Origin of the sequence: Corynebacterium glucuronolyticum DSM 44120 (assembly GCF_030440595.1) — a bacterium.
Taxonomy (GTDB): domain Bacteria; phylum Actinomycetota; class Actinomycetes; order Mycobacteriales; family Mycobacteriaceae; genus Corynebacterium; species Corynebacterium glucuronolyticum.
In genome coordinates this window covers 1,763,458-1,789,551 of record NZ_CP047452.1, presented here as the reverse complement: position 1 = coordinate 1,789,551, position 26,094 = coordinate 1,763,458, and the positions used below count along the sequence as shown (strand labels likewise).

The 26,094-nt window shown below is 57.1% G+C and carries 18 protein-coding genes; 13 read left to right on the top strand and 5 right to left on the bottom strand.

Features of this window, described 5'->3' with window-relative positions; all coding sequences use genetic code 11:
* Window positions 1–217: 217 nt before the first annotated feature.
* Window positions 218–1,105, top strand: coding sequence for a tyrosine recombinase XerC (locus CGLUCO_RS07890; protein WP_070739167.1), 888 nt, complete (start codon window positions 218–220; stop codon window positions 1,103–1,105).
* Window positions 1,106–1,246: 141 nt separating this feature from the next.
* Here the strand turns inward: CGLUCO_RS07890 and CGLUCO_RS07885 are convergent, their stop codons facing one another.
* Complete coding sequence (locus CGLUCO_RS07885; protein ID WP_232622027.1) at window positions 1,247–2,089, bottom strand: M23 family metallopeptidase; 843 nt, start codon at window positions 2,087–2,089, stop codon at window positions 1,247–1,249.
* A 612-nt stretch (window positions 2,090–2,701) separates the two neighbouring features.
* Between CGLUCO_RS07885 and rpsB the strand changes: the two genes are divergently transcribed.
* From rpsB to rlmN, 6 genes are all read left to right on the top strand, one after another.
* Window positions 2,702–3,553 carry a 30S ribosomal protein S2 gene (rpsB, locus tag CGLUCO_RS07880; protein WP_005389606.1) on the top strand — a complete coding sequence of 284 codons (852 nt, stop codon included), beginning with the start codon at window positions 2,702–2,704 and terminating at the stop codon, window positions 3,551–3,553.
* A gap of 181 nt (window positions 3,554–3,734) precedes the next feature.
* Complete coding sequence (tsf, locus tag CGLUCO_RS07875; protein WP_005389607.1) at window positions 3,735–4,562, top strand: translation elongation factor Ts; 828 nt, start codon at window positions 3,735–3,737, stop codon at window positions 4,560–4,562.
* Window positions 4,563–4,766: 204 nt separating this feature from the next.
* On the top strand, window positions 4,767–5,453 hold the full coding sequence (gene pyrH / locus CGLUCO_RS07870; protein WP_070739231.1) for a UMP kinase: 687 nt from the start codon (window positions 4,767–4,769) through the stop codon (window positions 5,451–5,453).
* Between the two features lie 216 nt (window positions 5,454–5,669).
* Window positions 5,670–6,227, top strand: coding sequence for a ribosome recycling factor (gene frr / locus CGLUCO_RS07865; RefSeq protein ID WP_005389609.1), 558 nt, complete (start codon window positions 5,670–5,672; stop codon window positions 6,225–6,227).
* A gap of 384 nt (window positions 6,228–6,611) precedes the next feature.
* Entirely contained in the window at window positions 6,612–7,511 is a 900-nt protein-coding gene (locus tag CGLUCO_RS07860; RefSeq protein ID WP_196793925.1) for a phosphatidate cytidylyltransferase, read from the top strand.
* A gap of 268 nt (window positions 7,512–7,779) precedes the next feature.
* Complete coding sequence (rlmN, locus tag CGLUCO_RS07855; protein WP_414437182.1) at window positions 7,780–8,964, top strand: dual-specificity RNA methyltransferase RlmN; 1,185 nt, start codon at window positions 7,780–7,782, stop codon at window positions 8,962–8,964.
* 548 nt (window positions 8,965–9,512) lie between these two features.
* On the opposite strand, the gene CGLUCO_RS07850 is transcribed toward rlmN, so the two are convergent.
* Window positions 9,513–10,058, bottom strand: coding sequence for a DUF2631 domain-containing protein (locus CGLUCO_RS07850; RefSeq protein ID WP_005389613.1), 546 nt, complete (start codon window positions 10,056–10,058; stop codon window positions 9,513–9,515).
* 678 nt (window positions 10,059–10,736) lie between these two features.
* Between CGLUCO_RS07850 and dxr the strand changes: the two genes are divergently transcribed.
* From dxr to ispG, 3 genes are all read left to right on the top strand, one after another.
* Complete coding sequence (gene dxr / locus CGLUCO_RS07845) at window positions 10,737–11,897, top strand: 1-deoxy-D-xylulose-5-phosphate reductoisomerase (protein WP_005395640.1); 1,161 nt, start codon at window positions 10,737–10,739, stop codon at window positions 11,895–11,897.
* Between the two features lie 277 nt (window positions 11,898–12,174).
* Window positions 12,175–13,356, top strand: a complete 1,182-nt coding sequence (locus CGLUCO_RS07840) for a M50 family metallopeptidase (RefSeq protein ID WP_005395644.1) — start codon at window positions 12,175–12,177, stop codon at window positions 13,354–13,356.
* Window positions 13,357–13,448: 92 nt separating this feature from the next.
* Entirely contained in the window at window positions 13,449–14,573 is a 1,125-nt protein-coding gene (ispG, locus tag CGLUCO_RS07835; RefSeq protein ID WP_034989476.1) for a flavodoxin-dependent (E)-4-hydroxy-3-methylbut-2-enyl-diphosphate synthase, read from the top strand.
* 294 nt (window positions 14,574–14,867) lie between these two features.
* Here the strand turns inward: ispG and CGLUCO_RS07830 are convergent, their stop codons facing one another.
* The gene (locus CGLUCO_RS07830) at window positions 14,868–16,343 is read right to left on the bottom strand and encodes a DUF5129 domain-containing protein (RefSeq protein WP_084037013.1); all 1,476 of its coding nucleotides are present in this window, start codon (window positions 16,341–16,343) and stop codon (window positions 14,868–14,870) included.
* A gap of 162 nt (window positions 16,344–16,505) precedes the next feature.
* Here CGLUCO_RS07830 and CGLUCO_RS07825 point away from each other — a divergent pair, with 162 nt between their 5' ends.
* Window positions 16,506–18,299 (top strand): penicillin-binding transpeptidase domain-containing protein, encoded by a 1,794-nt coding sequence (locus CGLUCO_RS07825; RefSeq protein ID WP_084037015.1) that lies wholly within the window; start codon window positions 16,506–16,508, stop codon window positions 18,297–18,299.
* 449 nt (window positions 18,300–18,748) lie between these two features.
* Here CGLUCO_RS07825 and CGLUCO_RS07820 read toward each other — a convergent pair whose 3' ends face one another.
* Window positions 18,749–20,950, bottom strand: coding sequence for a LamG-like jellyroll fold domain-containing protein (locus tag CGLUCO_RS07820; RefSeq protein ID WP_005389623.1), 2,202 nt, complete (start codon window positions 20,948–20,950; stop codon window positions 18,749–18,751).
* A 352-nt stretch (window positions 20,951–21,302) separates the two neighbouring features.
* On the opposite strand from CGLUCO_RS07820, the gene map reads away from it, so the two are divergent.
* Together map and CGLUCO_RS07810 are read left to right on the top strand one after the other, a co-directional pair.
* Window positions 21,303–22,172, top strand: a complete 870-nt coding sequence (gene map / locus CGLUCO_RS07815) for a type I methionyl aminopeptidase (protein WP_005389625.1) — start codon at window positions 21,303–21,305, stop codon at window positions 22,170–22,172.
* Window positions 22,173–22,258: 86 nt separating this feature from the next.
* Window positions 22,259–23,677 carry a cobyric acid synthase gene (locus CGLUCO_RS07810; protein WP_005395657.1) on the top strand — a complete coding sequence of 473 codons (1,419 nt, stop codon included), beginning with the start codon at window positions 22,259–22,261 and terminating at the stop codon, window positions 23,675–23,677.
* Window positions 23,678–23,999: 322 nt separating this feature from the next.
* On the opposite strand, the gene CGLUCO_RS07805 is transcribed toward CGLUCO_RS07810, so the two are convergent.
* Entirely contained in the window at window positions 24,000–25,739 is a 1,740-nt protein-coding gene (locus tag CGLUCO_RS07805) for an MFS transporter (RefSeq protein ID WP_005389628.1), read from the bottom strand.
* Window positions 25,740–26,094: the final 355 nt, after the last annotated feature.

The following is a 26,094-nucleotide window of genomic DNA, read 5'->3' as shown; positions in this document are numbered from 1 at the left end:
GGGATAATGGAGAGGTGTCGTCCGCAAAGGGGCATATGCGGGGGGACGGAATGCCTCCGGGTGAGGTACAGGATCGGCCCGCGATCGTTGGAGTTTTCCACCGAGGTGAACCGGTCCGTGGCGGGCCGTGGACCCCGTGCAGTAACAAGACACGGCGGATGAGGAATCAGCAAGAAGTGGCGGATGAGGAATCGCTGCCGGTGGTTACACTACGTATATGGCTACCCCGGACTTTCATGAGCTCATCGAGGATTATTGCGACCACCTCCGGTTCAACGAGGGAAAAAGTGAAGCAACGATCCGAGGCTACCGCAGCGACCTGCTGCTGGCCTGTGAGTATCTGAATGGCGTAGCTGGCTTCACGCTTACCGGGCTTCGAGCCTGGCTAGGAGAAGCTGTGAGCGCAGGAAAATCCCGGGCGACACTTGCTCGGCGGACGGCCGCAGTTCGGAGTTTTTCCACGTGGGCGCACAAGCAGGGATACCTAGAAGAGGATGCCGCCCGCCGGTTGCGAGTTCCGTATAAATCTCACCATCTACCTACCGTGTTAACGAGCGACCAAGCAGGGGAAATGATGGGCAACGCGGGCTCGCACTCCGAACCCGAGTTTCTCCGGGATTCTGCGATCCTCGAATTGCTCTACGCCACTGGCATGCGTGTTGCGGAGCTGTGCTCACTTGATGTCGCCGATGTCGACGGCGCAAAGAACACCGTGAAAGTGACGGGCAAGGGAAACAAACAACGCGTTGTTCCATTCGGTGCTCCTGCACGGAATGCGCTGGACCAGTGGATCTCCGCAGGACGTGGGCACTTTGCCACCGCAGACAGCGGCGATGCGCTGTTCCTCGGCGTGCGCGGGGGACGCATCGACCCGCGACAAGTTCGTCGCATTGTGGAAACAGCCGCCGCGAACACCGGTGTTGACGGGATCACCCCGCACTCTCTGCGACATACCGCCGCTACACATCTGCTTGAAGGAGGTGCTGACCTGCGTGCTGTGCAGGAATTTCTCGGCCATTCCTCGCTGCAGACGACGCAGATCTATACCCACGTATCCGGCGAGCGACTGAAAAAGATCTACAACAACGCACACCCCCGCGCGTAAGCAGATCGGTTCGCGAGCTGCCCAGTGAGGCTGCCTGTTCGGCGTGCCTGCCACTGGTTCACCTTCCGACGATCGTCTCGCCGGGATTATCTGCGCGTACCGCAATCCCTATAGAAGAGAGAGCCACGGGCACCTCACTGCTTACTTCAGTTGACGTTGTTCTCGCACACGAAGTTCAATATCAGGAGGGGTTGGAATCACTCGAATGCGGGGATCGTGCAAAAGGTGGAGCGGATTCATGTACGAATTCGGTCCTGTCTTGGCTCCCCAATGTAGGCCACTGTGAAGGGAGGGTACACGAGCGACAATCCCGATCGTTTGGCCTCGCACGACGGGCTGGCCTGGCACAACGTCCGGTATCACAGGCAGGTAAGTCGTGATGATGTCATCGGCATGGTAAATGGACACCGTCGGTTGGTCCACAGCTAGGCCAGCGAATCGGACGATCCCATCGCCGGAAGCGACGACGGGCGAGCCCGGGGGAGCGGCCACGTCAACTCCACGGTGGCCGGAGCCATACCTCGTTGCTGGCCGATCAAAAGGACGCGTGACGATCGGCCACAGGGGTGAACCGATAGTCGGGCTCACATATTCCCCGGGATGCGTGTCTGCGATAGCTGGTGAAGAAACGAAAATCGATGAGAAGCAGAGGAGACAAACCAACACGAGAGTGTGCAACAGAACCCGTACGGTACCTCTTTTTCTAAGCGCGGGGAAAGGCAAAGGGGCATCTCGCTGGGCGGTTCGAAGCTGGAGCCGGACATCGCTGAACCGCTCTCTTCCGTTCCCGTAGAGCGTTGAGATATCTGTCTCGCCAGAAGCGAGGAGCGCGCGATAGCTTCTATCGGGCCACGTTCGTTTCTTGGGCTCAATGCCGTGGACGGTGTGTGCTCGCCGGGGAGATTGTGGGATGGGAATCCGCTGCTGCGGTAAAGACGCAGTGGTTTCCAAAGTGAGCAGAGTGCGAGCGATGGGCACCTGCATCGCATTGTTTAGTGAGCGGAGAACTGCGGGGGCATCCGACTGTGAATATCGGAGTGTAGGAATTGTGAGCATGCCACCAGTGTGATGAAGGATGCTGGCTTTTGCTGAAATGCAGCAGGAGCTGAGGAATACGCGAGCTCATCGGTTTTATAGTTCCGAAAGTTATCCACAATGAGGAGTCGGAAGCTGGAAGAACGCACGTGAAGGAGGACCACCTGCAGGATCCGCTTATGACCGGAATGAACGGAAACTTTGCCTTGCAGGTGCGCTCACTGGTTTCCTACGGATGCGCTTATTGTGCTGCGGTGGTACGGTCGAACGCGGGGTTACGTCGCATGCTTGGAAATTAGGTCTTTGAGTGTGTCAGGGGTATAGTTGGTAGTCGCAGTGTGCCTGCTTTGGGGATTTCACATTGTGCGAGCTCGGTCGAGCGAAAGCCCGAGTGTGTTCGTATAAACCACATTTTCCCATGACAAGCAGCTGACTACGCGCGGCTTTCCGTGAAGCCCGTTCACGTGGTCCCTTCGGGGTGTGGACGGTCGGAAGTCGCTAGGGTGCAGGAAAAACCTGCACGTTGAGTACGAATGTAACCACAAAAGTAAAGGATCCACCATGGCAGTTGTAACCATGCGAGAGCTCCTCGACGCCGGTGTCCACTTTGGCCACCAGACCCGTCGTTGGAACCCGAAGATGAAGCGTTTCATCTTCACCGACCGTAACGGCATCTACATCATCGACCTGCAGCAGACGCTGACCTACATCGATCAGGCTTTCGAGTTCGTCAAGGAGACCGTTGCCCACGGCGGCACCATCCTGTTCGTCGGCACCAAGAAGCAGGCTCAGGAAGCTATCCAGAACGAGGCTGAGCGCGTCGGAATGCCGTACGTCAACCACCGTTGGCTGGGCGGCATGCTGACCAACTTCCAGACCGTGTCCAAGCGCCTTCACCGCATGAAGGAACTGCAGGCAATGGATCAGGCTGAGGACGGCTACGCCGGGCGTGGCAAGAAGGAAATCCTCATGCTCACCCGCGAGCGCACCAAGCTTGAGCGCGTTCTCGGTGGCATCGCTGACATGAGCAAGATTCCGTCCGCCATGTGGATTGTTGATACCAACAAGGAGCACATCGCGGTTTCTGAGGCTCACAAGCTGAACATCCCGGTTGTCGCTATTCTCGATACGAACTGCGACCCTGATGAGGTTGACTACCCGGTGCCGGGCAACGATGATGCCATCCGCGCCACCACCGTTCTCACCCGCGTTATCTCCACTGCAGTGGAGGAGGGCCAGAAGGCACGCAAGGAGCGCGAGCTCGAGGCTGCCAAGAAGGCCGCCGGGGATGACAACAAGGAAGAGGTTGCACCGAAGGTTGAGGCTTCTTCTGAGGAGGTCGCTCCCAAGGTAGAGGAGTCCAAGGAAGAGGTAGCCCCCAAGGTTGAGGCTTCCGAGGAGTCCGCTAAGTAATTCCAGGGGTCGATGATCCCGGGGAATTATCCCCCCTCTAGGCCCTCACGTACTACGCATGCGTGAGGGCTTTTCTATGATGTTCCTGGCATCGCAAACGAGCAATACTGGGAAACTTCAAGTACGCTTTATTAAGCGAAAACGATCCACAAAAATTTAACTCAAGGAGGATCGCCCAACAATGGCGAACTACACCGCTGCAGACGTGAAGAAACTGCGTCAGATGACCGGATCCGGCATGCTGGATTGCAAGAATGCCCTGAGTGAGACCGACGGCGACTTTGAAAAGGCCGTCGAGCTGCTCCGTATCAAGGGAGCAAAGGATGTGGGCAAGCGTGCAGACCGCGACGCTGCCGAGGGCATCGTTGCCATCTCCGGCAACACCATCGTCGAGGTTAACGCTGAAACCGACTTCGTGGCCAAGACCCCTGAGTTTATCGAGTTCGTAGATGCCGTCGCTGCTGCCGCCGGTGAAGCCAAGGCGAATTCCGCTGAGGAGCTTGCCGCCGTCGAGGTTAATGGTCGCCCCGCAGCTGACGTTCTCCAGGAGATGTCCGCAAAGATCGGTGAGAAGCTTCAGCTTCGTCGCGCTGCCACCCTTGAGGGTGCACATGTCGCCACCTACCTGCATCAGCGTTCCGCCGACCTGCCGCCGGCCGTGGGCGTGCTCGTAGCCTACGAAGGCGAGGGCGACTCCGCGAAGGAAGCAGCGCACCAGGTGTGCCTCCAGGTTGCGGCCCTTAAGGCTCAGTACCTGACCCGCGAGGATGTTCCCGCTGAGGTCGTCGAGAAGGAGCGTTCCATCGCCGAGCAGATCACTCGCGAGGAGGGTAAGCCGGAGAAGGCTATCCCGAAGATCGTTGAGGGTCGCCTGGGTGGCTTCTACAAGGACGTCGTCCTGCTCGATCAGCCGAGTGTTGCTGACAACAAGAAGACCGTTGGCAAGCTGGCCGAAGAAGCTGGCATCACCGTCACCGGCTTCGTCCGTTACGAGGTTGGCCAGAAGTAACACGACTGGCTCTTAGCTAGCAGGATCCTGCGGATCTAGCAGTTCTGCTTTTGGGCGCACCATCGTTTCCAGTGGGAACGGCGGTGCGCCTTTGTTATACGGTAAGATAAAGCCGATTGACTAGCAGCGAATAGCAACAGGAAGGACAGACTCGTGGTCGACGAGGTCGCAGAACAATCCAGCCGAGGTGGGTTCAAGCGTGTCATGCTCAAGCTTGGCGGAGAGATGTTTGGCGGTGGCCAGGTCGGAATTGATCCCGACGTAGTGGAGAATGTGGCGAAGCAGATCGCTGAAGTGTCTAACAATGGCACCGAGGTGTGCGTTGTGATCGGTGGCGGCAACTTCTTCCGTGGAGCTGAACTGCAAAAGCGTGGACTGGACAGGGCCCGCAGTGACTACATGGGCATGCTGGGAACGGTAATGAATTGCCTCGCCCTTCAGGATTTTCTTGAGCAGCAGGGCGTGGAAACCCGTGTGCAGACATCGATCAACATGGCCCAAGTGGCCGAGCCCTACCTTCCATTGCGTGCAAAGCGCCATCTAGAGAAGGGGCGCGTTGTCATCTTTGGTTGCGGCATGGGCATGCCGTATTTCTCCACTGACACCACCGCTGCCCAGCGTGCGTTGGAGATCGACTGTGAGGTTCTCCTCATGGCAAAGGCCGTGGATGGCATTTACAGTGATGATCCACGCACCAATCCTGATGCGGAGCTTTTTGAATCCATTACACCCGACGAAGTCATCCGTCGTGACCTGAAAGTCGCCGATTCCACCGCTTTCTCCCTGTGCAAGGACAACGGGATGCCGATTCTGGTGTTTAACCTCCTCACGGAAGGGAACATTCGTCGAGCGGTCAGTGGCGAGAAGATTGGTACCCTGGTGAGCAAGTAGTTCCGATTCCGTGTTCGTGCCACCGTCTCCGGGCGGAATGTCACACACTGATACCAATCGGCATGAACAGCGGAGACGAACAGTCCTACGACCCGTTCCGGAGCAGAGGAGAAACGTCCTCCTCTGGACGCGGTTCCCAGAAAGTGAATTCATTACAAACGAGCGATGGAGAAAGGTTTTCTTACATCGCTTCCGAAGGAGAAGTAGACTCTAACCATGATTGATGAAGTAATCCTTGAAGCCGACGAGCGGATGGAAGCCACCGTGGATCACACCCGCGAGGAGCTTTCCCACATCCGCACGGGACGCGCTAATCCGTCAATGTTCAACGGCGTGATTGCGGAGTTCTACGGCCAACCAACCCCTATTAACCAGATGGCTACCATTTCTGTTCCCGAGCCACGTATGCTGCTCATTAAGCCGTACGACATGAACTCGATGGACGATATCGAGCGTGCAATTAGAAACTCTGATCTCGGTGTAAACCCGACAAACGATGGCCAGGTTCTGCGCGTAACGGTTCCGCAGCTCACAGAGGAACGTCGTCGCGAGATGGTGAAGGTAGCCAAGTCCAAGGGTGAGGAAGGCAAGATCGCCATCCGAAACATCCGCCGCAAGGGGATGGATCAGCTGAAGAAGATCCAAAAGGACGGCGACGCTGGCGAGGACGAGGTGCAGGCTGGCGAGAAGGAACTGGACAAGGTTACTAAGAAGAACGAGACTCGCGTGGAAGAGCTCGTGGAAGCGAAGGAAAAGGACCTGATGGAGGTCTAAACCGGAGCCCACGTCCAGACGCTCTACGGGTATCCACAGAGCGACGACCTAGCGCCACGGCGACACCCGTGGCGCGTTTGTCGCAGTGGATACAGATGAGGAAAATGCGTAATTCGCCTACAGTGCTGAGTCCAAGATATGCAGGGGAGGATACACGCATAAGCAGTTTCTGGGTCCAATCAAGCGTGGACAGTGCCTGTTCGTGCTTGAAATAGGACACACGGCGAATCTTTATTGCCTCAAGAATGCATCGTTGTGGACTAGGCTCGAGGGGAGTACGCGCAGTGCTTCTGCACCTCCGCGCGCTGAAAGCCTCGCCCTGAACAGCGAGGGAGCCCCGATCCCCGTTTTTTCGACGATCACCAAGGAATCACAAGAAGCACAATGTCCCGTCCAGACTTTTCACGGTTCAGCTGGGAACAGCTTTCAGAGGTCCGCATACCGCGGCCAAAGAATGACTCCGGGCGCAACATGCCCGCCGCCATCACCACAAGCGTCATTCTCATCGCGATCGTCCTGGTTGGTATCCTTGTCGGCCCCGTTGCCTGGTACCCGATTGTCGCGACCGCCGTCGCGCTAGCCACGTGGGAAGTCCATCGGCGTCTGACCGAGGGGGGCTATGCTATGAGCCTGTCCATTCTCCTCTTCGGCGGGCAAATCATGGTGTGGTCCTCGTGGCCGTGGGGATTGTGGGGGCTCATGGCGGGCTACGTGAGCAGCATCCTCCTTGTAATGTTCAGTCGGCTGTTCAGAAACGGTAGGCATACCCCGCCACGCAACTACTGGCGTGATATGTCGATGTCCGTATTCGTGCTGACGTGGATCGCCCTGTTCGGATCGTTCATCGCCATGTTGTCGAACATCACTCGACATGATATCCCCGGGCCCATGTTTATCCTGACGTTTATGCTCTGCGTCATCGCCAGTGATACGGGCGGTTTCCTTGCCGGTGTTGGTTTCGGTTCACACTCCATGGCTCCGGCGGTGAGCCCGAACAAATCGTGGGAGGGGTTCGCCGGTTCGCTTGCCCTCGGCATGGTAGTCGGTGCTCTTACGGTTCGTTTCCTGCTTCACGCAAATCCACTCTTGGGAGTGGTTCTTGGGGCTCTTCTCGTGATCGCAGCGACGTTGGGCGATCTTGTGGAAAGCCAATTTAAGCGCGAGTTGGGTATCAAGGATATGTCGCGGATGCTTCCTGGACACGGTGGGCTCATGGATAGGCTCGATGGAATGCTGCCCGCCGGTGTGGTGACGTGGCTCATTTTGTCGATTCTTCAGACTTAGTCTGAGGAAAGCACACCCCCTGTGGAGTATCCCTCCCGAACAATGCACACAGGCGATGATATTCCGTCCGCGGTTTTCCGTCAGCGTCTAAAAAAGAGAACACATCGCTAGTGGGTCTTGTAGTCGCGTTGCTCACCGAATAGCCCAGGTGGTGTGCAGAAATTCAGTAGTTACCAGCGCAGTCAGGAAACAGCTCGGGCGGTGAAGCGGTGCGCGACGGGAACTCGTTGGGGGATTGCTCGCTCTTTCTGGCACAATGAGGGTTATTATGGCTGAACCTGTTGTTTTGAACTTTAACCGTGCCCGGCGCTCGATGCCGCCGAAGCATTATGCCGATTACACCAAAGACGAGCGGATCGAGATTCTCAAGGAGCTTGGCCTCCCTAAGTTCCGAGACAACCAAATCGCGCGCCATTATTACGGCCGGTTTGAGGCAGATCCTGGACTGATGACTGACCTTCCTGAGTCTGTCCGTACGACGGTAGGGGAGAAGCTTTTCCCCCAGTTGATGTCTCCGGTGCGGGAGACATCCGCAGACGATGGCAAGACCCAAAAGATGTTATGGAAGCTCCACGATGGAACGCTTCTTGAGTCTGTATTGATGGAATACCCAGATCGCGCAACACTGTGCATTTCCTCCCAGGCCGGATGTGGAATGGCATGCCCATTTTGCGCGACCGGTCAAGGCGGTCTCGACCGCAATCTTTCTACGGGGGAGATTGTTGACCAAGTGCGTGCTGCAGCTGCCACCATGCAGGCTAAGGGCGGCCGCTTATCCAACATCGTGTTTATGGGCATGGGTGAGCCCTTGGCCAATTACAACCGTGTTCTCAGTGCCATCCGTCAGATCACGCAGCCGTCGCCGGAGGGTTTCGGTATCTCCCAGCGGGGCATCACACTGTCGACGGTGGGGCTGGCTCCTGCTATTCGACGCTTCGCCGCTGAAGGTTTGTCTTGCCGGCTTGCGGTGAGTCTTCATACTCCTGACGACGAGCTCCGCGATTCTCTGGTTCCCGCTAACAACAGGTGGTCTATTGCAGAGGTTCTTGATGCCGCGCGGGAGTACGCAGAGGCCTCAGGCAGGCGGGTATCGATTGAGTACGCCCTCATTCGCGATATCAATGATCAACCGTGGCGGGCGGACCTACTTGGTAAGAAGCTGCATGGTGCCTTGGGATCCAAGGTGCACGTTAACCTCATTCCACTGAACCCGACACCGGGATCGAAGTGGGATGCAAGTCCCAAACGTGTGCAGGACGAGTTTCAAAAGCGCGTCATCGCGCGCGGGGTCACTTGTACTGTTCGTGATACCCGTGGCCAAGAAATCGCCGCAGCATGTGGACAGCTCGCTGCTGAGGAGCGAACAGGCGCGGCGGCTCGGCGTGCGAAGGAAGCAACCGCGGAGGCAGCTCGCCTGACCGATGAAGCCGCGCGCAACAGTAAGCAGCGATAAGAGTCGGTAACCATCTGGCTGGTCCTCATGCGTTGGTGTTCGGCCACCCGCACCATTTGTGGTGGCCGCAATACCAGGCAGCAGACAGTTTGTAAGACTCGTGGTCGGTTGCGCCTTTCGGGATAAATACAAACGTCTCGCCCTGCTTCCTGGCGCTGGGGCGTGCGGTGGGAAAGCCGCTTGGGAATCATCAATGCCAGTCTGAGGGGCGGGGCTACCAATAGGAACACCAGGGCACATGGCCGCCAATAGGAACGTCAGGGCACATGGCCGCCAAGAACGTGGCTGATCGCTAAAACTGGGCCGGCTGCGTGATGTGGGTGATGACTGCGACGGGTGAGTGCCGGAAGAAAGCAAAGGTAAACCGCCTTTCACCAAAGTGGAAGGCGGTTTAGATTACCCTACTACTCCGAAAAAGGAGGTCTGTGGCGTTCCTGTGACGTACGTCGATGGGAATCCGGCGAGGCGGATCGGTTCATCGCTTGTAGCAGTGAACAGTCACTGGCTTGTGCGTCACATGACGCGCAAGTGCACGACGAGGAGAAGTATTACTTTTCTTCGATGACAGCAGTTGCTGCCTCAGGCGCAGCAACGTGGCGAGCCGGTGCCTCGGTGCGGTGAACGAGAGCCGGATCGTAGTTGAGGCTGCGAAGTTGGGAGTCGGTGAGGTTGGCGTAGTCGCCAGTAAGGTGCTTCTGGTCGTAGTTCCAGTTCTTCTCCTGGTATCCCTGCGGCTGGTTGTTCGCTGTCACCTTGCGTACCTGGTTGAGATCAGGCTTGATCGCGAACACGATGAGTCCGAGGGCGATGACCACAGCGAGCGTCACGAGCCAAATGGTCTCAACGTGACCCCGGTGGTTACCGAAGTTGAAAGCCAGGAGGAGTACGACGCCGATCCAACCACAGATCTGAATGACACCGTTGCCGATGCGGTGCCAGCCCCACTTAGCCGACGGCTCGTCGAGGGTGTTTACTCCGTTGTAAATTTCTCCGCCCTGTTCAGCCTGTACAGCCGGCTTGCGATTCTTGCGAGCCTTCTTGACCTTCTTGCCGGAATTGGCATTTTCGGCATTCACAGTGTGGGAACCAGCCACGGTAACTCCTTATTCCATCAACGTGAGCGCCGGGCGCCAGTAGCAGCAAGAAACTAGCTACCGTGGCGTGCGCAACGCTGCACGTGCACTTTTATCTAGACAGACTAAATCTTTCCACACTTTCTCTACTTCGTCGAACAACCAGTCGCGTATCACTCAAATATCCGCCTTTCGACGTACCCTATTTCCCGCGTAGGGGGTAGGGACCATGTATCCACAGGCTCCACCATTGGGTACGCGAAGACGTTACCGGCGCTGGGAAATCCTCGCTCTGGACGGCTCGCATTGAATGCGCTCACCCCGTTTCCTTCTGCGTGACGGTCGGGTTGCTCGAGAATCTGTAACGGATGACGTTAGTATGTGAATGAGCTATTTTTCGTGGTTGTGAACGCACATGTGTTTTCCAACCTATGCTCGGCGATGTCTGGGTGCTCTCACACGAATCGGGTGAGGGCATCTGCCTACTAGTGTTTTCTATGACACCGGGTAGCCGGAAAGACACCGGGCATGCGGAAAATGCCGTCTCCTTGTTCGGTCAGGGCAACCTCCGAGTAAGGCACCTCCGAGTGAAAGAGCATCCGAGAAGGTGGCATCCGGACTGGGCAGCGGTGTCTGGCAGCAACAGGCGGGTAGATTCACAAACGTAGACGAAGAAACATGAAGGTAAGGCAGGGTTAGATGCCACGGACAGTTTTGATTTTGGGATCCACAGGATCCATTGGAACTCAGGCGTTGGAAGTAATTGCAGCCAACCCCGACAAGTTCCGAGTAGTAGGTATCGCAGCGGGTGGATCGCACACGGATGTGCTCATCGAGCAGGCTCGAGCACTGGGACTTTCCCCATCGCAGGTTGCAGTAGCGCGTCATCATGAAGCAGTGGAAGACGCACTAGGTGGAGAGGTTATTACAGGATCTGATGCTGCGGAACAGCTAGTTCGCTCAGTGAAGGCGGATACCGTTCTCAACGGACTCGTTGGATCGATGGGTCTAGCAGCTACCCTCGCAGTCCTTGATCAAGGCGAAGTGCTCGCCCTGGCTAATAAGGAGTCTCTCGTTGCCGGTGGCGAGCTAGTAATGAAGAAGGCCACTCCTGGACAGATCGTTCCAGTGGATTCGGAACATTCGGCTATGGCGCAGGCACTGAGGTCGGGGACCCACGGTGAGATTCGGTCCCTCGTACTCACAGCATCGGGTGGTCCCTTCCGCGGCTGGACGCGCGAGGAGATGTGGGATGTCACCCCGGGACAAGCCGCCAAACACCCAACGTGGTCTATGGGCCAAATGAATACCCTGAATTCGGCGACGCTGGTGAATAAGGGGCTGGAGCTGATCGAGGCCAGCCTGCTCTTCGATGTGCCGGCGGAGAAGATCGAGGTCACTGTTCATCCTCAGTCAATCGTGCATTCGGCTATCACATTTGTCGATGGGGCTACCATTGCGCAGGCCTCCCCGCCGTCCATGAAACTTCCAATTTCACTGGCGTTGAACTGGCCGGATCGTGTTCCAGATGCGCAACCGCATCTTGACTTCTCGCAAAAATATGAGTGGACGTTTGAACCCGTGGACGAGGTAAATTTCCCGGCTGTCCGACTTGCCCGGGAAGTGGTAACCAGGGGCGGAACGTGGCCAGCAGTGTTTAACGCTGCGAATGAAGAAGCAGCAGCGGAATTCCTTGCCGGGCGCCTCCAATTTCCACAGATTGTCGATGTGGTGGAGTCTGTTTTGGGCAAAGCTGATGATTTTGCCGGTACTCCACGCGATTTCGATGACGTGATGGCCACGCAGGACGCTGCCAGGCGTTGCGCCCATGACGTGCTAGGGTCCCTGCAGTCCGACTAAGCGGGCGCAGCTCTCAGGAGGCTGGATTGCTGTTCGTGACGATTCCGCTCAAAAGAGCGAAGCTGGGAGCTTCCCTCACCTGAGATGTGGATCCAGCTAGTTCCGTGTGTATCTGGGTAAGTAGGACGTGACCATCCCCAGCCTCCATCGCGAGCTTTGTACCTGCACAGGGAAACGTGGAAAGTACCGCTGATTGGCGGTACATGGCACAATCGGGTTACTATTCCCGCGCGCTTCGGTGTGGATCACATGACCAAGAAAGAAGGATGACCGCCGCATGAGTTACTTCCTGGGAGTAGTCCTATTTGCTGTCGGAATAGCAGTGACAATTGCTCTCCACGAGTTTGGGCACTTCGCCATCGCGCGTCTATCTGGCATGCGTGTAAGGCGCTTCTTTGTCGGGTTTGGTCCTACGCTCTGGAAAACCACCAAGGGACACACAGACTACGGCTTTAAGGCAATTCCCCTCGGGGGATTTTGTGACATCGCGGGAATGACAGCGCTCGATGAGATGACCCCCGAAGAAGAGTCTCAGGCGATGTACAAGAAGCCCGCGTGGAAGCGGATCGCTGTGATGTCCGGTGGCATCGCCATGAACATCCTCGTGGGAACAGTCATTCTTTACGGTTTGGCTGTCACGACAGGCCTGCCAAATCCGCACCCCGATGTCACCCCAGTGGTGGCAGAAACGAAATGCATTGGACAAGGGTGCGAGGGGAGCGGACCGGCCTTCGAAGCAGGTATCCGACCCGGCGACGCTATTCGGAGCGTTGGAGGGGTGGAAACGCCCTCATTTATCGATGTGCGGAATGAGGTGTTTACCCATCCCAACGAGACAGTCGACATTGCCGTAGAACGAAACGGTGAACTTCTTACATTCCCCGTTCGAGTAGAGAGCGTCGAGGCAACAGCGGCAGATGGCACCGTCAAGGAAGTCGGAGTCATCGGAGTTTCCAGCGCGCCGATTAAGGATGCCTACCTCACGTACAATCCAGTCAATGCGGTTGGGGCGACGGCATCGTATGCAGGAGATCTTTTTGTTGCCACGTGGGACGGCCTCAAATCGTTCCCGGGCAAGATTCCCGGTGTCGTATCTGCGATTTTCGGCGGCGAGCGTGATCAGTCGTCGCCCATGAGTGTCGTCGGTGCCTCCCGCGTCGGCGGTGAGCTCGTTGAGCGATCCCTGTGGGCCATGTTCTGGATGCTCCTGTCCAACCTCAACTACTTCCTGGCTTTGTTCAACCTCATTCCGCTCCCACCCCTCGATGGCGGGCACATTGCGGTGGTGATCTACGAGAAGATTCGTGATGCCCTCCGCCGCCTCCGTGGTCTTGCTCCTGCTGGTCCTGCCGATTACACGAAGCTAATGCCGATCACTTATGCGGCGAGTCTCGCGCTCCTTGTCATCGGTGGGCTTGTAATTGTTGCCGATGTGGTGAACCCCATAAAGTTGTTCTAAGCAGCAAACTCGGACAGCTACGCGTCCTTTGGAAGGGTAGCAGTGTAAACTGGGGCACCGAAAGTTTCCCCAGCTAGAGAATAGGTTTACGAATGCCAGCACCAATCGGACTTGGAATGCCTGAAGTACCACCAGTTCTGCACCCGCGTCGAAAGACGCGTCAGCTCATGGTCGGTAATGTCGGGGTTGGCTCCGATTACCCGGTCTCCGTGCAGTCGATGACAAACACCAAGACCCATGACATTAACGCCACTCTGCAGCAGATTGCAGAGCTTACTGCCTCTGGTTGCGACATCGTCCGCGTTGCGTGCCCGAAGACTGTGGATGCGGATGCACTCCCGATCATTGCGCAGAAGTCCCCGATCCCCGTCATCGCCGACATCCACTTCCAGCCCAAGTACATCTTCCAGGCCATCGAAGCAGGGTGTGCTGCCGTCCGCGTGAACCCCGGTAACATCCGCGAGTTCGATGGCCGAGTGAAGGAAGTGGCCAAGGCCGCAGGCGATGCAGGCATCCCGATCCGCATCGGAGTTAATGCAGGTTCGCTCGACAAGCGGATCATGGAAAAGTACGGAAAGGCCACCCCGGAAGCTCTCGTTGAATCCGCTATCTGGGAGGCGGGCCTATTTGAGGAATACGGCTACGGTGACATCGCCATCTCGGTGAAGCACCACGATCCGGTGATTATGGTGGAGGCCTACCGTCAGCTAGCAGCCAAAACGGATTATCCGCTGCACCTCGGTGTCACCGAAGCGGGTCCCGCATTCCAAGGCACTATCAAGTCCTCGGTAGCCTTCGGTGCCTTGTTGGCTGAAGGTATCGGCGACACCATTCGCGTCTCGCTGTCCACCGCACCGGTGGAGGAGATTCGTGTCGGAGACCAGATCCTTCAGTCGTTGAACCTGCGTCCCCGAAAATTGGACATCGTGTCCTGCCCGTCCTGCGGTCGTGCCCAGGTGGATGTGTACAAACTTGCGGAGGAAGTCACCGAGTCCCTGCAAGGAATGGATATTCCGCTGCGCGTTGCCGTTATGGGTTGCGTCGTTAACGGGCCAGGTGAGGCACGCGATGCCGACCTTGGTGTCGCTTCCGGCAATGGCAAGGGGCAGATCTTCATCAAGGGTGAAGTAATCAAGACCGTGCCAGAAGAAGACATCGTCGAAACACTCATCGAGGAAGCTAAGAAGCTGGATGCGCAGATGCGCGCAGAAGCCTAATACAACGCTGACACATGATGTGTAATGCGTGACCCATGATGAGAGCGGTGACGGAGGTATGACCCCGTCACCGCTTTTCTAATCCGTTCACCGCTTATTCATTCCCTCGCTGTGCAGGTGCGCTACATGCTTTCCAGGGTGTCTGCCTGACACAGGAATGGGGATAGGTAGGTGGGCAAACGTGCCACGTGAGCATCCGTGCTCCTGCACGTGGTGTCGAAGCCTGCGTTGCTCCTTCACGTACGCGCTTGCCCGATGAGGAAAACCCCTATAAATCGGTAGAAGTACCTTTCTTTAAAAGGAGGATGTTCCGCCTGCGGCTGAAAAACCGGAGGAGAAACCGGAGTATCCGCCCGCAGAATTTGCCCCGGCATCGCTGGAGGCGACAGCATCAGAGTGCCACGTACTCATGACCCAGAAGGGAATGAAGTTGTTCCATCCGTAGCCTGGGCGGTAGTCGCTGCTTGTCAGTGCAGGAGGCTCCGGTACAGTTTCCGTCTCAACATCCGAGAACTTCTCGCTCTTTACCTTCGCCAAGGTGTGGCTGTAATCATCTAACAGCTCTACGTACTCGTCGATAAAAGCCGGGGACGCTATGCGGGCGGTGAGAGCAGTGAGTCGCTCGTGGAGGTCGTCGAGGCGATCAGCAAGCGGCCCCGTGGTGACGAGGTCACGAGCATCCTCAACATCGTGTCGCAGCGCTGTGAGTTGGTCCTTACGTACCAATTCATCTCCGTGCTCCATTGCATACAGCGTATCGATATTTGCTTCTGCTGTTTCAATGTCTGCAGTGATGCCGGCGGCTTCGTCAATATCGGCTTTAGCTTGCGCGAACTCTTTGTCGGGGCTCGTCGGAGTAAGGAGACCGATGCGGTCAACAGATTGTCCCACAGTGACAAATTTATTTTGCACTTCCTCCCATTGTTCTCGTAGTCGCCTGTCTGCGAGGCTGGAGGTTAGAGAGTGTGCGCGGATGTTGATAGCATCTAGGCGCTGGGCAACATCTCCGTAGGAGCGAACCACAGAGTCATAATTACCGCGCGCGGCAAGGGTATCCCTGCGTCGCCGATTTGTCCGGGCCACAAGTGTAGAACCCGCAATCGCTGTAAGAGCGCCAGCGGCTGCACCACTGCCTATCGCCGCTCCTACTCTGTTTTCTGCAGCCTGTGCTTGAGCATCTTCCTGGAGGGCAGTGAGATCGAATGCAGCTTGCGCCCCGGCAAAGAGGCCTGCTGGAATGTTGTTCGCCTTCACCCCGGGCTTAACTGCATCAAGGGCCCGCTGGCGGTGGGAATTGTCTTCGGCAATCTGCACAGCGGCGGTAACATCGTCGGAGCCTGTGATGAAGGATTGCCGTGGATCCAGGCCAACCCCGATAATGAACGTTCCGGGAACGAATTCTTTGCCATCGGCGGTGAAGATCTCGGGGAGCTGCTTGCGAGAATATTCTTCCACCGTATCCAGGGCATTTTCGCGGTTGGTGGCAAACACCATGTAGTGAATGGTTTTTACGACGGAAGGTACCTCGAGCCGTGTGGCATCGTTTTGTAACGCCTGTTTGTCGGCATCGGACAGGATTCCGTCTTTGTCGTGAATCTCTACGGTGAACTGAGTTGTTGGTTGCAGTTCCGCCACGGCAGTGTCGAGGTGCACGGCTTCCGGTGGCGTGCTTAAAGTCCAACCGAGGCTGCCGAGTCCTAAGGCAACGACGGCGGTCACAGAACCGACAACGGCGATGGCCCTATTCCTTGGGATGGGTAGTTTAGGCATAGGTTAAGGCTAGCCTGACAATCACTCCGTGTCAGTGTGTCAGTGTGATTGTGAACAAACGGGTATGAGAACACGAGCCAGTTGCTCTCCAGTCAGCGCCCGCCGTCCGCGCCCGGCGGGGGAGAGTCGTTCGAGGGTACGGGTGCACTACATTGGGGGGATATGAAGCGGCGGATAATTGCAGCCTGCACAATAGCAGTGCTGACAGCGACGGGACTTACGGCATGTACCCCCAAGCCGAAGACCGCTAATCCGGTGGTGGAAGAGTTCGCGCAGGCGCTAAGCGAGGAAAACTACGAAGCGGCTGCAGCTCTCACGGACGATCCGGAGAGCGCTTTAAGCGAGTTCGAACAATCAGCGTCAGGCCTTCAAGCTGAAGGGGTGGATACCGCTGTTACCGGGGTGGATAACGGTGACACGCTGGCCACAGGACATGTGAAAATGACCTGGGACCTCCCGCGAGACCGGGAGTTCACGTATGCGGGAACACTCAACTTAAACAAGGTAAATAATTCGTGGGTGATTCGGTGGAATCCGAATGTTATCCATCCGTCTCTAGGCAGCAACCAGCATCTGGAGCTGCGCGCGATCGAGGCCCAGAGGGCCTCCGTAGTGACGCAAGACGGCGTGGAGATCCTCAAACCTGGTGTGAAGCACCGGATTATCGTCGACAAGCAGGAGACCACCAGTCTTCCCGGAACCGTGACAAAAATCAGCCAGGTTCTCAGCGAAAATGGTGAGCCCCCAATAGATATCCCAGGTGTATCCCGAGCGATTGCGGAGACAGATGGGGTTTACTCCGTTGCAACCGTGAGCAGTGAACACGGAGACGCAGTGAAGAAGGGGCTCGATGGTGTATCGGGAGTGACTGTCAACGATGAATCTGCCCTCGTGCGTCCACAACCGGAGTTCGCACCCGAGCTGGTGAGCGCCATCGAAAAGGAAGTGACGGAGAAAGTCGAGGGGGAAAACGGCTGGAAGGTTGTGACGGCTAATAATGACGGTGCGGTCATCGACACACTGACAACCACGCAACCACAGCTACAGGCGGCAATTCCGGTGTCGCTCGATCACAAGGTGCAGGAGGCGGCGCAGATCGCCGTCGACAGGCGCCCGGAAATGAAGGTGATGCTCGTTGCGATGCGACCATCGGACGGGGCGATTCTTGGTATTGCCCAGACTCGCAAGGCTGATGAGGACGGAAACGTGGCACTCATGGGCATGTATCCGCCGGGATCGGTGTTCAAGATCATCACGGCTATGACAGGGCTCAATAGTCAGGGGCTCACTCCCGGCTCAACGGTGCCATGCCCGGGGACGATGGAGCTCGGTACCCGCGTTGTGACGAACTACAACAGCTTTTCGCGCGGAATGACGAGCCTCACCGACGCGTTCGCTTCGTCATGTAACACGACCTTTGCCGATATTTCGTACCGCCTGGCTCCCGGTGAGCTACACGCGATGGGGCAGAGGTTTGGCCTCGGAGTGGACTACGAGATTCCGGGGCTGAGCACCGTTACCGGCTCCGTGCCAGAGGGTGAGGAACCCCTCGATCGGATTGACGCAGGTTATGGTCAGGGCGATGACCTCGTGAGTCCGTTTGGGATGGCTCTGGTTGCTTCGACAGCCGCGCATGGCTCGACACCGGTTCCGTGGCTTATCGACGGTCTTAAGACCGAAGTGAAAAATCCGGCCGAGCCGCCCGCACCGGAGCAGATCGCTCAGCTCCAGTCCATGATGCGTGCTGTGGTCACCCAGGGTACCGCCCGCGGGATGCGCGCTGGTGGCGAGATTCATGCCAAGACCGGTGAAGCCGAGTTCGCCGGAGGTTCGCATGCGTGGTTTGCTGGCTACCGCGACGACCTCGCTTTTGCCACTCTCATTGTGGGTGGTGGCGGCTCCGAATCGGCAACCGCCGTAACGGATGTGTTTTTCACGGAGCTGGATCGGCCCTAGGGAGCACCCCACTGGGGCATGCGTGGGGGTAAACCCCCACCTCGGGCAGCAAAGTTCTGCATGTCTCATCCTCCTTGCCACCTGTCTTCTGCATTGTCGATTTTTCGACGGGACGTTTGTTGATCAGGGTGGAGTGTGGACATCGATGTGCGGAAAGGACATCGGGAAGCCGCAGACACCGCGCCGATGAGACCGAGGGGACTGACGAAAACTGCCAGTGCACATGTGGCCCTGGCAGTGAATCACGATAGCTTGCACGGAGTCACGTCAGCTCGCACGACTGCCCTGAACACCGGGGCAGCCGTGCGAAATATAGGACACGAAAATGACTGGTGCGTGTGCCATCATTTCCTCTCTGTGTGGTGAGGCGCATTTTCAATGTGCGTTGACGCGCGCAGAGCTCATACAGATCGTCCACGGGCAGATGGCTAAGCCTTAGTCAGCAGCGATTACAGATGGAACGTATTCTTAAGCCAGCCGATCGCGAGGTTACCAGCGGTACCCAGAAGTGCGGCAATAGCACCAAGGGTGGCGATAATACCGAGCACAACGCCTCCAACGGTGGCACCGGCTATTGTTCCGGCAGCGCTGGATGTCGTTGCATCGCCCTTGGCATTCGAACTGCCCTGCTTATCGTCGTGACTGCCACCGTCGTTTGTGTCCTCGGCTTCGTCCTGTTTCTGGTCATTGCCACCAGTTGCACGGGCCGTCAACCACTGATCGGGTCCAATTGGATGGTCGACAATGCGGGTTTCACCAATAGATCCGAACCACGGATCGACGGGCTTACCGTCTTCCATCGAGGTACCCATGAGCCATGTGGACTGGCCACCTAACCCGATGGGTCCATATCCATCGCGCAAGATTGGGGCTCCGTCGATGTACATGTTCACAGACTGCGTCTTGGGGTCGTTCACGATAGCGACATGCATCCACGTGCCCGTGGGAACCTCATGCGACCAGTTGGAGAAGCCTTCATTGTTGGCGCCATGCGACCAGTAGCGGATTTCCCGGAGGTTGGAGACCCCGAGCATTTGCGCAGGATCGGTGTCCCCGTTGCTTGGGTCAGCATCCGTAACTCTGCCACGGCGAACGAGTGCATTGGACCAGCCGTTGTCGTCACCGTTGAAGTCCTTGTCCAGCTTGATGAAGGACTCAAGAGTGTAGCCGTTGGGGAAGTTTTCCTTGTTGATGCTGGCACCGGTAGCTGTCTCGAAGAAGTTGACATCCAGTTTCCCGAGTGGCTTCGACCAGCGCAGCGATCCTTGATCTGAAGACAACGGGTGTGCGTCGTTCTCGTAGGTGATGTCGCCGGTTACTCCACCGCGCAATGGTGCCCTTGTCATATCGGAGTTGCCAGCAACGTCAGGAATGATGGTACCGACAGGAGCTGCTTGGCCCGCTTTCAGCTTCTTGCCCTTGTATGTTGCTTCCCCAGGACGCCAGTGGACAGCCGTTCCATCGACGTGCACGTAATCCTTTGCATTCGCTGGCTTGTCTGCCTCGGTGATTGTGTACGGTTTGTATCCAGCGGAAATGATCTGCTTTGCCGTTTCGGAATAATCGGGATCGTTTCTATCGCCTTCGTCCCATTCTGGTGCGAAACCGGCGAAGCGCTCCTTGAAGTTGAGCGGAACACTGTAACTATCGCCGTCTCCAGCGGGGAGGAGATGATCGAACTGGGTGAGAGCTTCTGGCTTTTTCTCCTTTACCCAGGGGGAAAATGCGGTCATATCGAGGGAGTTGCCGGTGAGATCGAACTCGAGAAGCCCCATGAGACCATTGCCACCGAGGTACGCCATCTGATAGTCCTGCAGGATCGTCACGACATCATGACCGAAATTGTTCTGCATCACCGAATAACCCGCACCGTGGTGGTGACCCGCAATGGTGAGGAAGATTTGGTCGTTCTTGGCGATGAACGTGTCCCAGAGGTGTTGTCCATATTCGGGGGTAAGCCGAATTGTGCCTTCGCCATCGATATTTGAAATCTCGTGGGATGTCAGGATGACCGGCAGATCCGGGTGTTCGTCGATAATTTTCTGTGCCCAATCGAGTGTTTCATCCGGTGCCCGGAAACCGAGAGCAAGAACGAGGTACTTTTGGCCTTCTGCCTCGAAAATATGGTACTCGGACTCGACATCCTGACCATTGACAGTAGCCGTAGTTCGGTCACCGAAGGTCTCGTTCTTTTGTGCGCGGGCAGTGCCGAAATGAGAGGAGAAGGTGCTGGTTGAGCCGTTCATCCCGAGATCGTGGTTACCGGGGAGGATGGAATAGTTCATGCCCCCGTTTTCTAGAACGGCCATGGCGCGGTCGGCGATATCCCATTGGTCGGCTACATCGTTCTGATCGACAACATCGCCGAGGTGGGAGGTGAACGGGATATTGAGAGTCTTTGCATTATCGACGACGAAGTGTGCCTGTGAATCAAAGGGGTTGGAACCGTAGCGATTTGCGAACATCTGTCCGCCCGATGGCGCTTCGTAGCGGGAATAGAACTGGGTATCCGGCAGCACAGCGAGGGTGAAGCGTGAGCCAAGATTGTGTGCTTCACCGGGAGCGGCATCCGCTACGGCTGGGACGAGACTACCGACGAGGGCAGTAGTGACAACAAGGGATAAAAACCGGGAACGCGAACCTGTGCGCATAATTTTCTCCGTCTAGCAGTATCCCCGTCTCGCTCAGGAGGTGACGAGCCGGGTATCCGTGCTCGCACAAAGCTCTGGGAAAGGCGGGTACAAAAATTGGTCATGGGTGAAGGTAGAGACCTTCACTGACGTTCAAACTATTCAGCGGATCTAACCAGCTAATTGCGGCAAAGTTACAAGAAGTTGAGCGATTAATGAACTCTGGACAGCCTGACGAGCATTGACGCTTCTACGGGGCAGGCACGGGTGAGGTTCGTAACGTCAAGAAGGTAGCGACATTAGTGGGGCGTAGCACGTTGGCGTAGGGATATCCGCCACGGGCGAATATCAACATTTTGATTTACCGCGTACCATGATGCACATGGAAAAACGTGCACAAAATCGAGGAAAAATCGGCTCCATCCGCAAGGTACCGGAGAACATTGAGCGACCCGAGTACGTGTGGAAGGATGAGGTGCAGGAGGCCATCGGTGAGCCATATGTGCAGACCCCTGAGGTGATTGAAGCGATGCGGGAATCCTCCAAGATTGCTGCAAACGCGCTCAAGGTCGCCGGTGAGGCCGTGAAGCCTGGTGTCACTACCGATGAGCTTGACCGAATCGCCCACGAGTACATGTGCGACCATGGTGCATACCCGAGCTGCCTCGGTTACCGAGGCTTCAAGAAGTCGGTGTGCACCTCCGTCAACGAGATCGTCTGCCACGGCATTCCGGATTCTACCGTGCTGCAGGAAGGGGATATCTGCAATATCGACGTCACCGCCTACAAAAATGGTGTCCACGGTGATACCAACGCAACGTTCCTTGTCGGCGAAGTTTCCGAAGAGGTTAAGAACCTGGTTGAGCGGACGAAGGAAGCCATGATGCGTGGCATTAAGGTGGCGAAGCCAGGGCGAGAGGTCAACGTCATCGGGCGCGTTATCGAGACGTATGCCCACCGTTTTGGGTACTCCGTGGTTACCGACTTCACCGGCCATGGCGTTGGCCCCACCTTCCACAACGGACTCGTCGTTTTGCACTACGATTCCTCGGCCTACCGGGACATTCTGGAGCCTGGCATGACACTCACAATCGAGCCGATGCTGAACCTCGGTGGCCTGGACTACCGCATCTGGGACGACGGCTGGACAGTGCAGAACACCGACCTTAGCTATTCAGCCCAGTTCGAGCACACCCTTGTCATTACCGAGGATGGGAACGAGATTCTCACCATTCCGGACTAAAACACCCGGACTAAAGCTCCGAAAAAGAACCGTTCGACATGCCCCGACGCTGCACCAGAGCGTCGACAAGCTAAGAAAGGAACGCCGTGAGTGCTGTACTGATCTGCGGGACCACCTCCGACGCTGGGAAGTCCGTTCTCGTCGCCGGACTGTGCCGGGCGCTGGCGCGCCGGGGAGTATCCGTAGCGCCGTTTAAAGCCCAGAACATGTCGAATAACTCAGCTGTATGCCCTACCGGTGGGGAAATCGGCAGGGCTCAGGCGTTGCAGGCATTCGCCTGTGGGCTGGAACCTGAGGTGCGTTTCAACCCGGTGCTTCTCAAACCCGGGTCCGATAGGAGATCTCAGGTTGTCGTGCTTGGCCGCGTCGAGGGCGATGTGGGGGCGAAGGATTATTTCACCCGGCGCACCCGGATGCGGGAAGTAGCGGCGGAGACGCTGCGTGAGTTGGAGCGAGAGTATGACATTGTCGTCTGCGAGGGAGCCGGCTCGCCAGCGGAAACGAACCTGCGCGCTACCGACGTAGCCAATTTCGGATTGGCAGAGGCCTGCGACCTGGATGTCTACGTTGTCGGTGACATCGACAGAGGTGGCGTGCTTGCTCACCTGTTTGGTACCTACCACATCGTCGATGAGGCGGATCGCGCGCGGATTAAGGGATTCATCATCAACAAGTTCCGTGGCGATCCGGACATCCTCCAGCCGGGCCTCGATGACTTGTATGCCCGCACCGGTGTGCCGACCATCGGTATTCTTCCGTTCATCGATGGTTTGTGGATCGATGCGGAAGATAGCCTTCAGTCCGCAGAAGGGCGTATCGTCGGCCTCGCCGCCAGCGTTGCCCCCGGGGAAAAGACAATTTCGGTTGCAGCAGTCCGCCTCCCGCGAGTGAGCAACGCAACGGATGTTGAGGCTCTGGCAGCCGAACCCGCGACCACGGTGACGTGGACGAGCGATCCCGGCCTTGTACGCTCGGCCGACCTCGTCGTTGTCCCCGGATCAAAGGCGACGGTGACGGACTTGGAGTGGATGCGTGGCAACGGTATCGCGGACGCGCTGTGCCAACGGACGGAGCCGATTCTCGCTATCTGTGGTGGTTACCAGATGCTAGGAAAATCGATTGAAGACGATGTCGAGTCGCACCGTGGCAAGACACGTGGCCTCGGGTTGTTTGACTTGGACATCGCCTTCCACCCTGAAAAGACACTCAAGCGGTGGCCTGATGGGACCTACGAGATTCACCATGGCAGGGTGGCACGCAATGGGGATCCAACCTGGCTCGATGGCGAAGGATCGCGTGTGCGCAATCTGTGGGGCACACACCGGCATGGTGTGATGGACGATGACGAGCGCCGAAAGGACTTCCTCAGCGAGGTGTTTTCCCTCCCGCGGTCACAGGCATCATCCGCGGGGGAGCGAATGAAGCAGGTCGATCTTCTCGCTGATGCGGTGGAGGAACACCTAGACATGGATGCCTTCATCTCTCGCTACAGCCGGAATTCCTAAGCGAAGCAGGACGAACCGGAACGGCCCTCGGATCGCAGTCGCATCCGGCTACAGCTGGGTGGAGCCTAGTACAACCGAGTGCAACCGAGTTACAGCCGGGGGCGGTCAGGTTGAAACCGGGTACTGCTAGCTAGAGCCAGCTAGAGCTAGGTTCCTTCCACGGCACCTGCGGTGAGCGACATCCACCGTGCCTTCGATCTGCTGCCGGAGGGGGCGGCGGGTCGCTCGGCCAATCAGTCAGGCGGTCAGAGCCAGACGTGCCGACGCAGCTGAGCTGATTCCTGCTTCAGAAAACCCGTGCTTACCCCGGCGCTGCTCGAGCCTAGGACGCGTTCTGTGTCTTGATCCAACGCTGTGGATCTCCAACACCGTGGTGCCACAGCACCCAGAGCGGCAGGCTCATGAGCGTGACGATGAGGAAGATAGTGCCGAAGATCACCGAAGGATTCAGCGTTGCCCCGAACACCTGGATGAGCGCGGCGAAAGACACCATCGTCGTGGTGCCCACAACACCCATCACCTGAAGCGCCGATGCGACAAAGCCGGTCTGCTGTGCAGAGGCGAGGCCGAGTGTGACGGAGTTCAAACGCGGGTAGATGAATCCCATGCCTGCGGATGCAATGCCCCAACCAAGGACGGTAACCAGCCAGTGCAAGTTGAAGGCTGCGGTGGCGAAGCACATGAGCACACCGATAACCATGACAATGAAGCCGACGCGGAAGACACTTGGAGTGGCAATCGTTTCACCACGGCGGGCCTGTGTTTCCGAGCCAACGAACCACAACAATCCGGAAGCAGTTAGCGCGAGTCCCGTCATTGTCGGACCCAAGCCATACATTTGAGACAAAAGGAGCGGAATATAGATCTCGACTGTGAAGAACGTGTCCATCAAACCGCGGGTGACGATGAGACGGGGAATACCATGTTTAGCCCTAACCGTTCCCTCTGGAACGAGGGGGAGCAGGGAGAAGAACATGATCACAAGGCCAACAATCACCAGGAGGACGCACAGCAGGGGGGAAACCTGCGAGGAGGCGTTGAGGATCGACGTACCTGCCGCCAGGAAGAGAGCGGCGATGAGCATTTTTGAGCTCTTCCCCGAGCTTTCTCCTTTTTGCACCGGCATGGTGCTGGTGGCGCGGATGACCAAGACCTGCGCGATAACGAGGATAACGGTGATGAACACGAACACCGCGTGCCAGCTGAACCAAACAGTGAGAAGCCCAGCGAGACCAGGCCCCACGAGCGCCGGTAGCACGTACGCGCCGGCGAACGCAGAGAACACAGCGGGTCGTAAGCGCGGTGGGTAAACAACAGCGATGACGGCGTAAATGGCGACGATGAGCCCACCGACGCCGATTCCTTGGATTGCGCGGGAGATGAGGAACACCGCCATGTCAGGAGCGAAAATGGCCAGGATCAGGCCTGCGGTAAGAATTACCGCAGAACCGATAAGCGATGTCCGGGCACCTAGCTTGTCTGTGACAATCCCGCCTAGGACCATGCCTACGATGGATGTGGCGTACGTCGCAACAAACGTCAGGGAGTAAGCATTCACCGAGCCGAGATCAGCAACGATCCGCGGCATAATCGCCGTAACCGCGGTCTGGTCGAAGGAACTGGCGAGCATAGATACGAGGAGACCAATGGTGACTGCGGCATACGGAGGCCGGAAGATGCCTCCTCCGGAAGTTTTTCCACCCTTGCGGGAGACAGTGAGACCCCGCCCATTTCGCCTCCAGTCTCGACCTGTGGGTAGGCGAAGCAGTCGCTTGTGACCTCGGGCCATTCGCTTCTTACGCTCGGTGGGGCTGGCACCGTCAAGGGTTGTGGCAGCCTTCCTTTCCATTGCTGAAGCAGAGCGAACTGTGGATTCGACCGGCAGCGGGCGAGAGCCAGAGTCGGAGGATGCCGAGGGCGCGTTTTCGCCAGGGGAGTTGCGGTGGCGGTCATCCGGCGTCGCATTAGACTGTGCTTCTCGCGCCTTGTCTAAAGTGCCTTGCTCACGGGAATTGTCGTTCCGGTTTTCGCCTTGTGACATCTTCCTATCGTCTGCCGTCATCTTCGTCCTCCCATCGTCACGCTTGGCGTATAAACCCTTACTTTTCTAACTTACCGCCGGTTGATCCCAATCGGAGAGCATCGTGCCATGTGAGGTGATTGTCCGGTGTATCAGCCAGAGCAATCTGCGGAAAGTGCATTCCGGTTGAGGAATTACCTAAGCCCAGCGGATTCTACTACAAAGTGGTGGATCACAGCAGGCCGAATGATAAGCCTGGTGTGTGAGTAGTGACGCGGTGCTCCGCCTGGGCAAGGTGGAAATCAGGTGTAGGAACCCCAGCGATCAAACTACAAGGGCAAAAGCAGTGGCACCTGCTGGAAAAATGAGATTTGTCTCACTCAGAGAAAGCGGACAC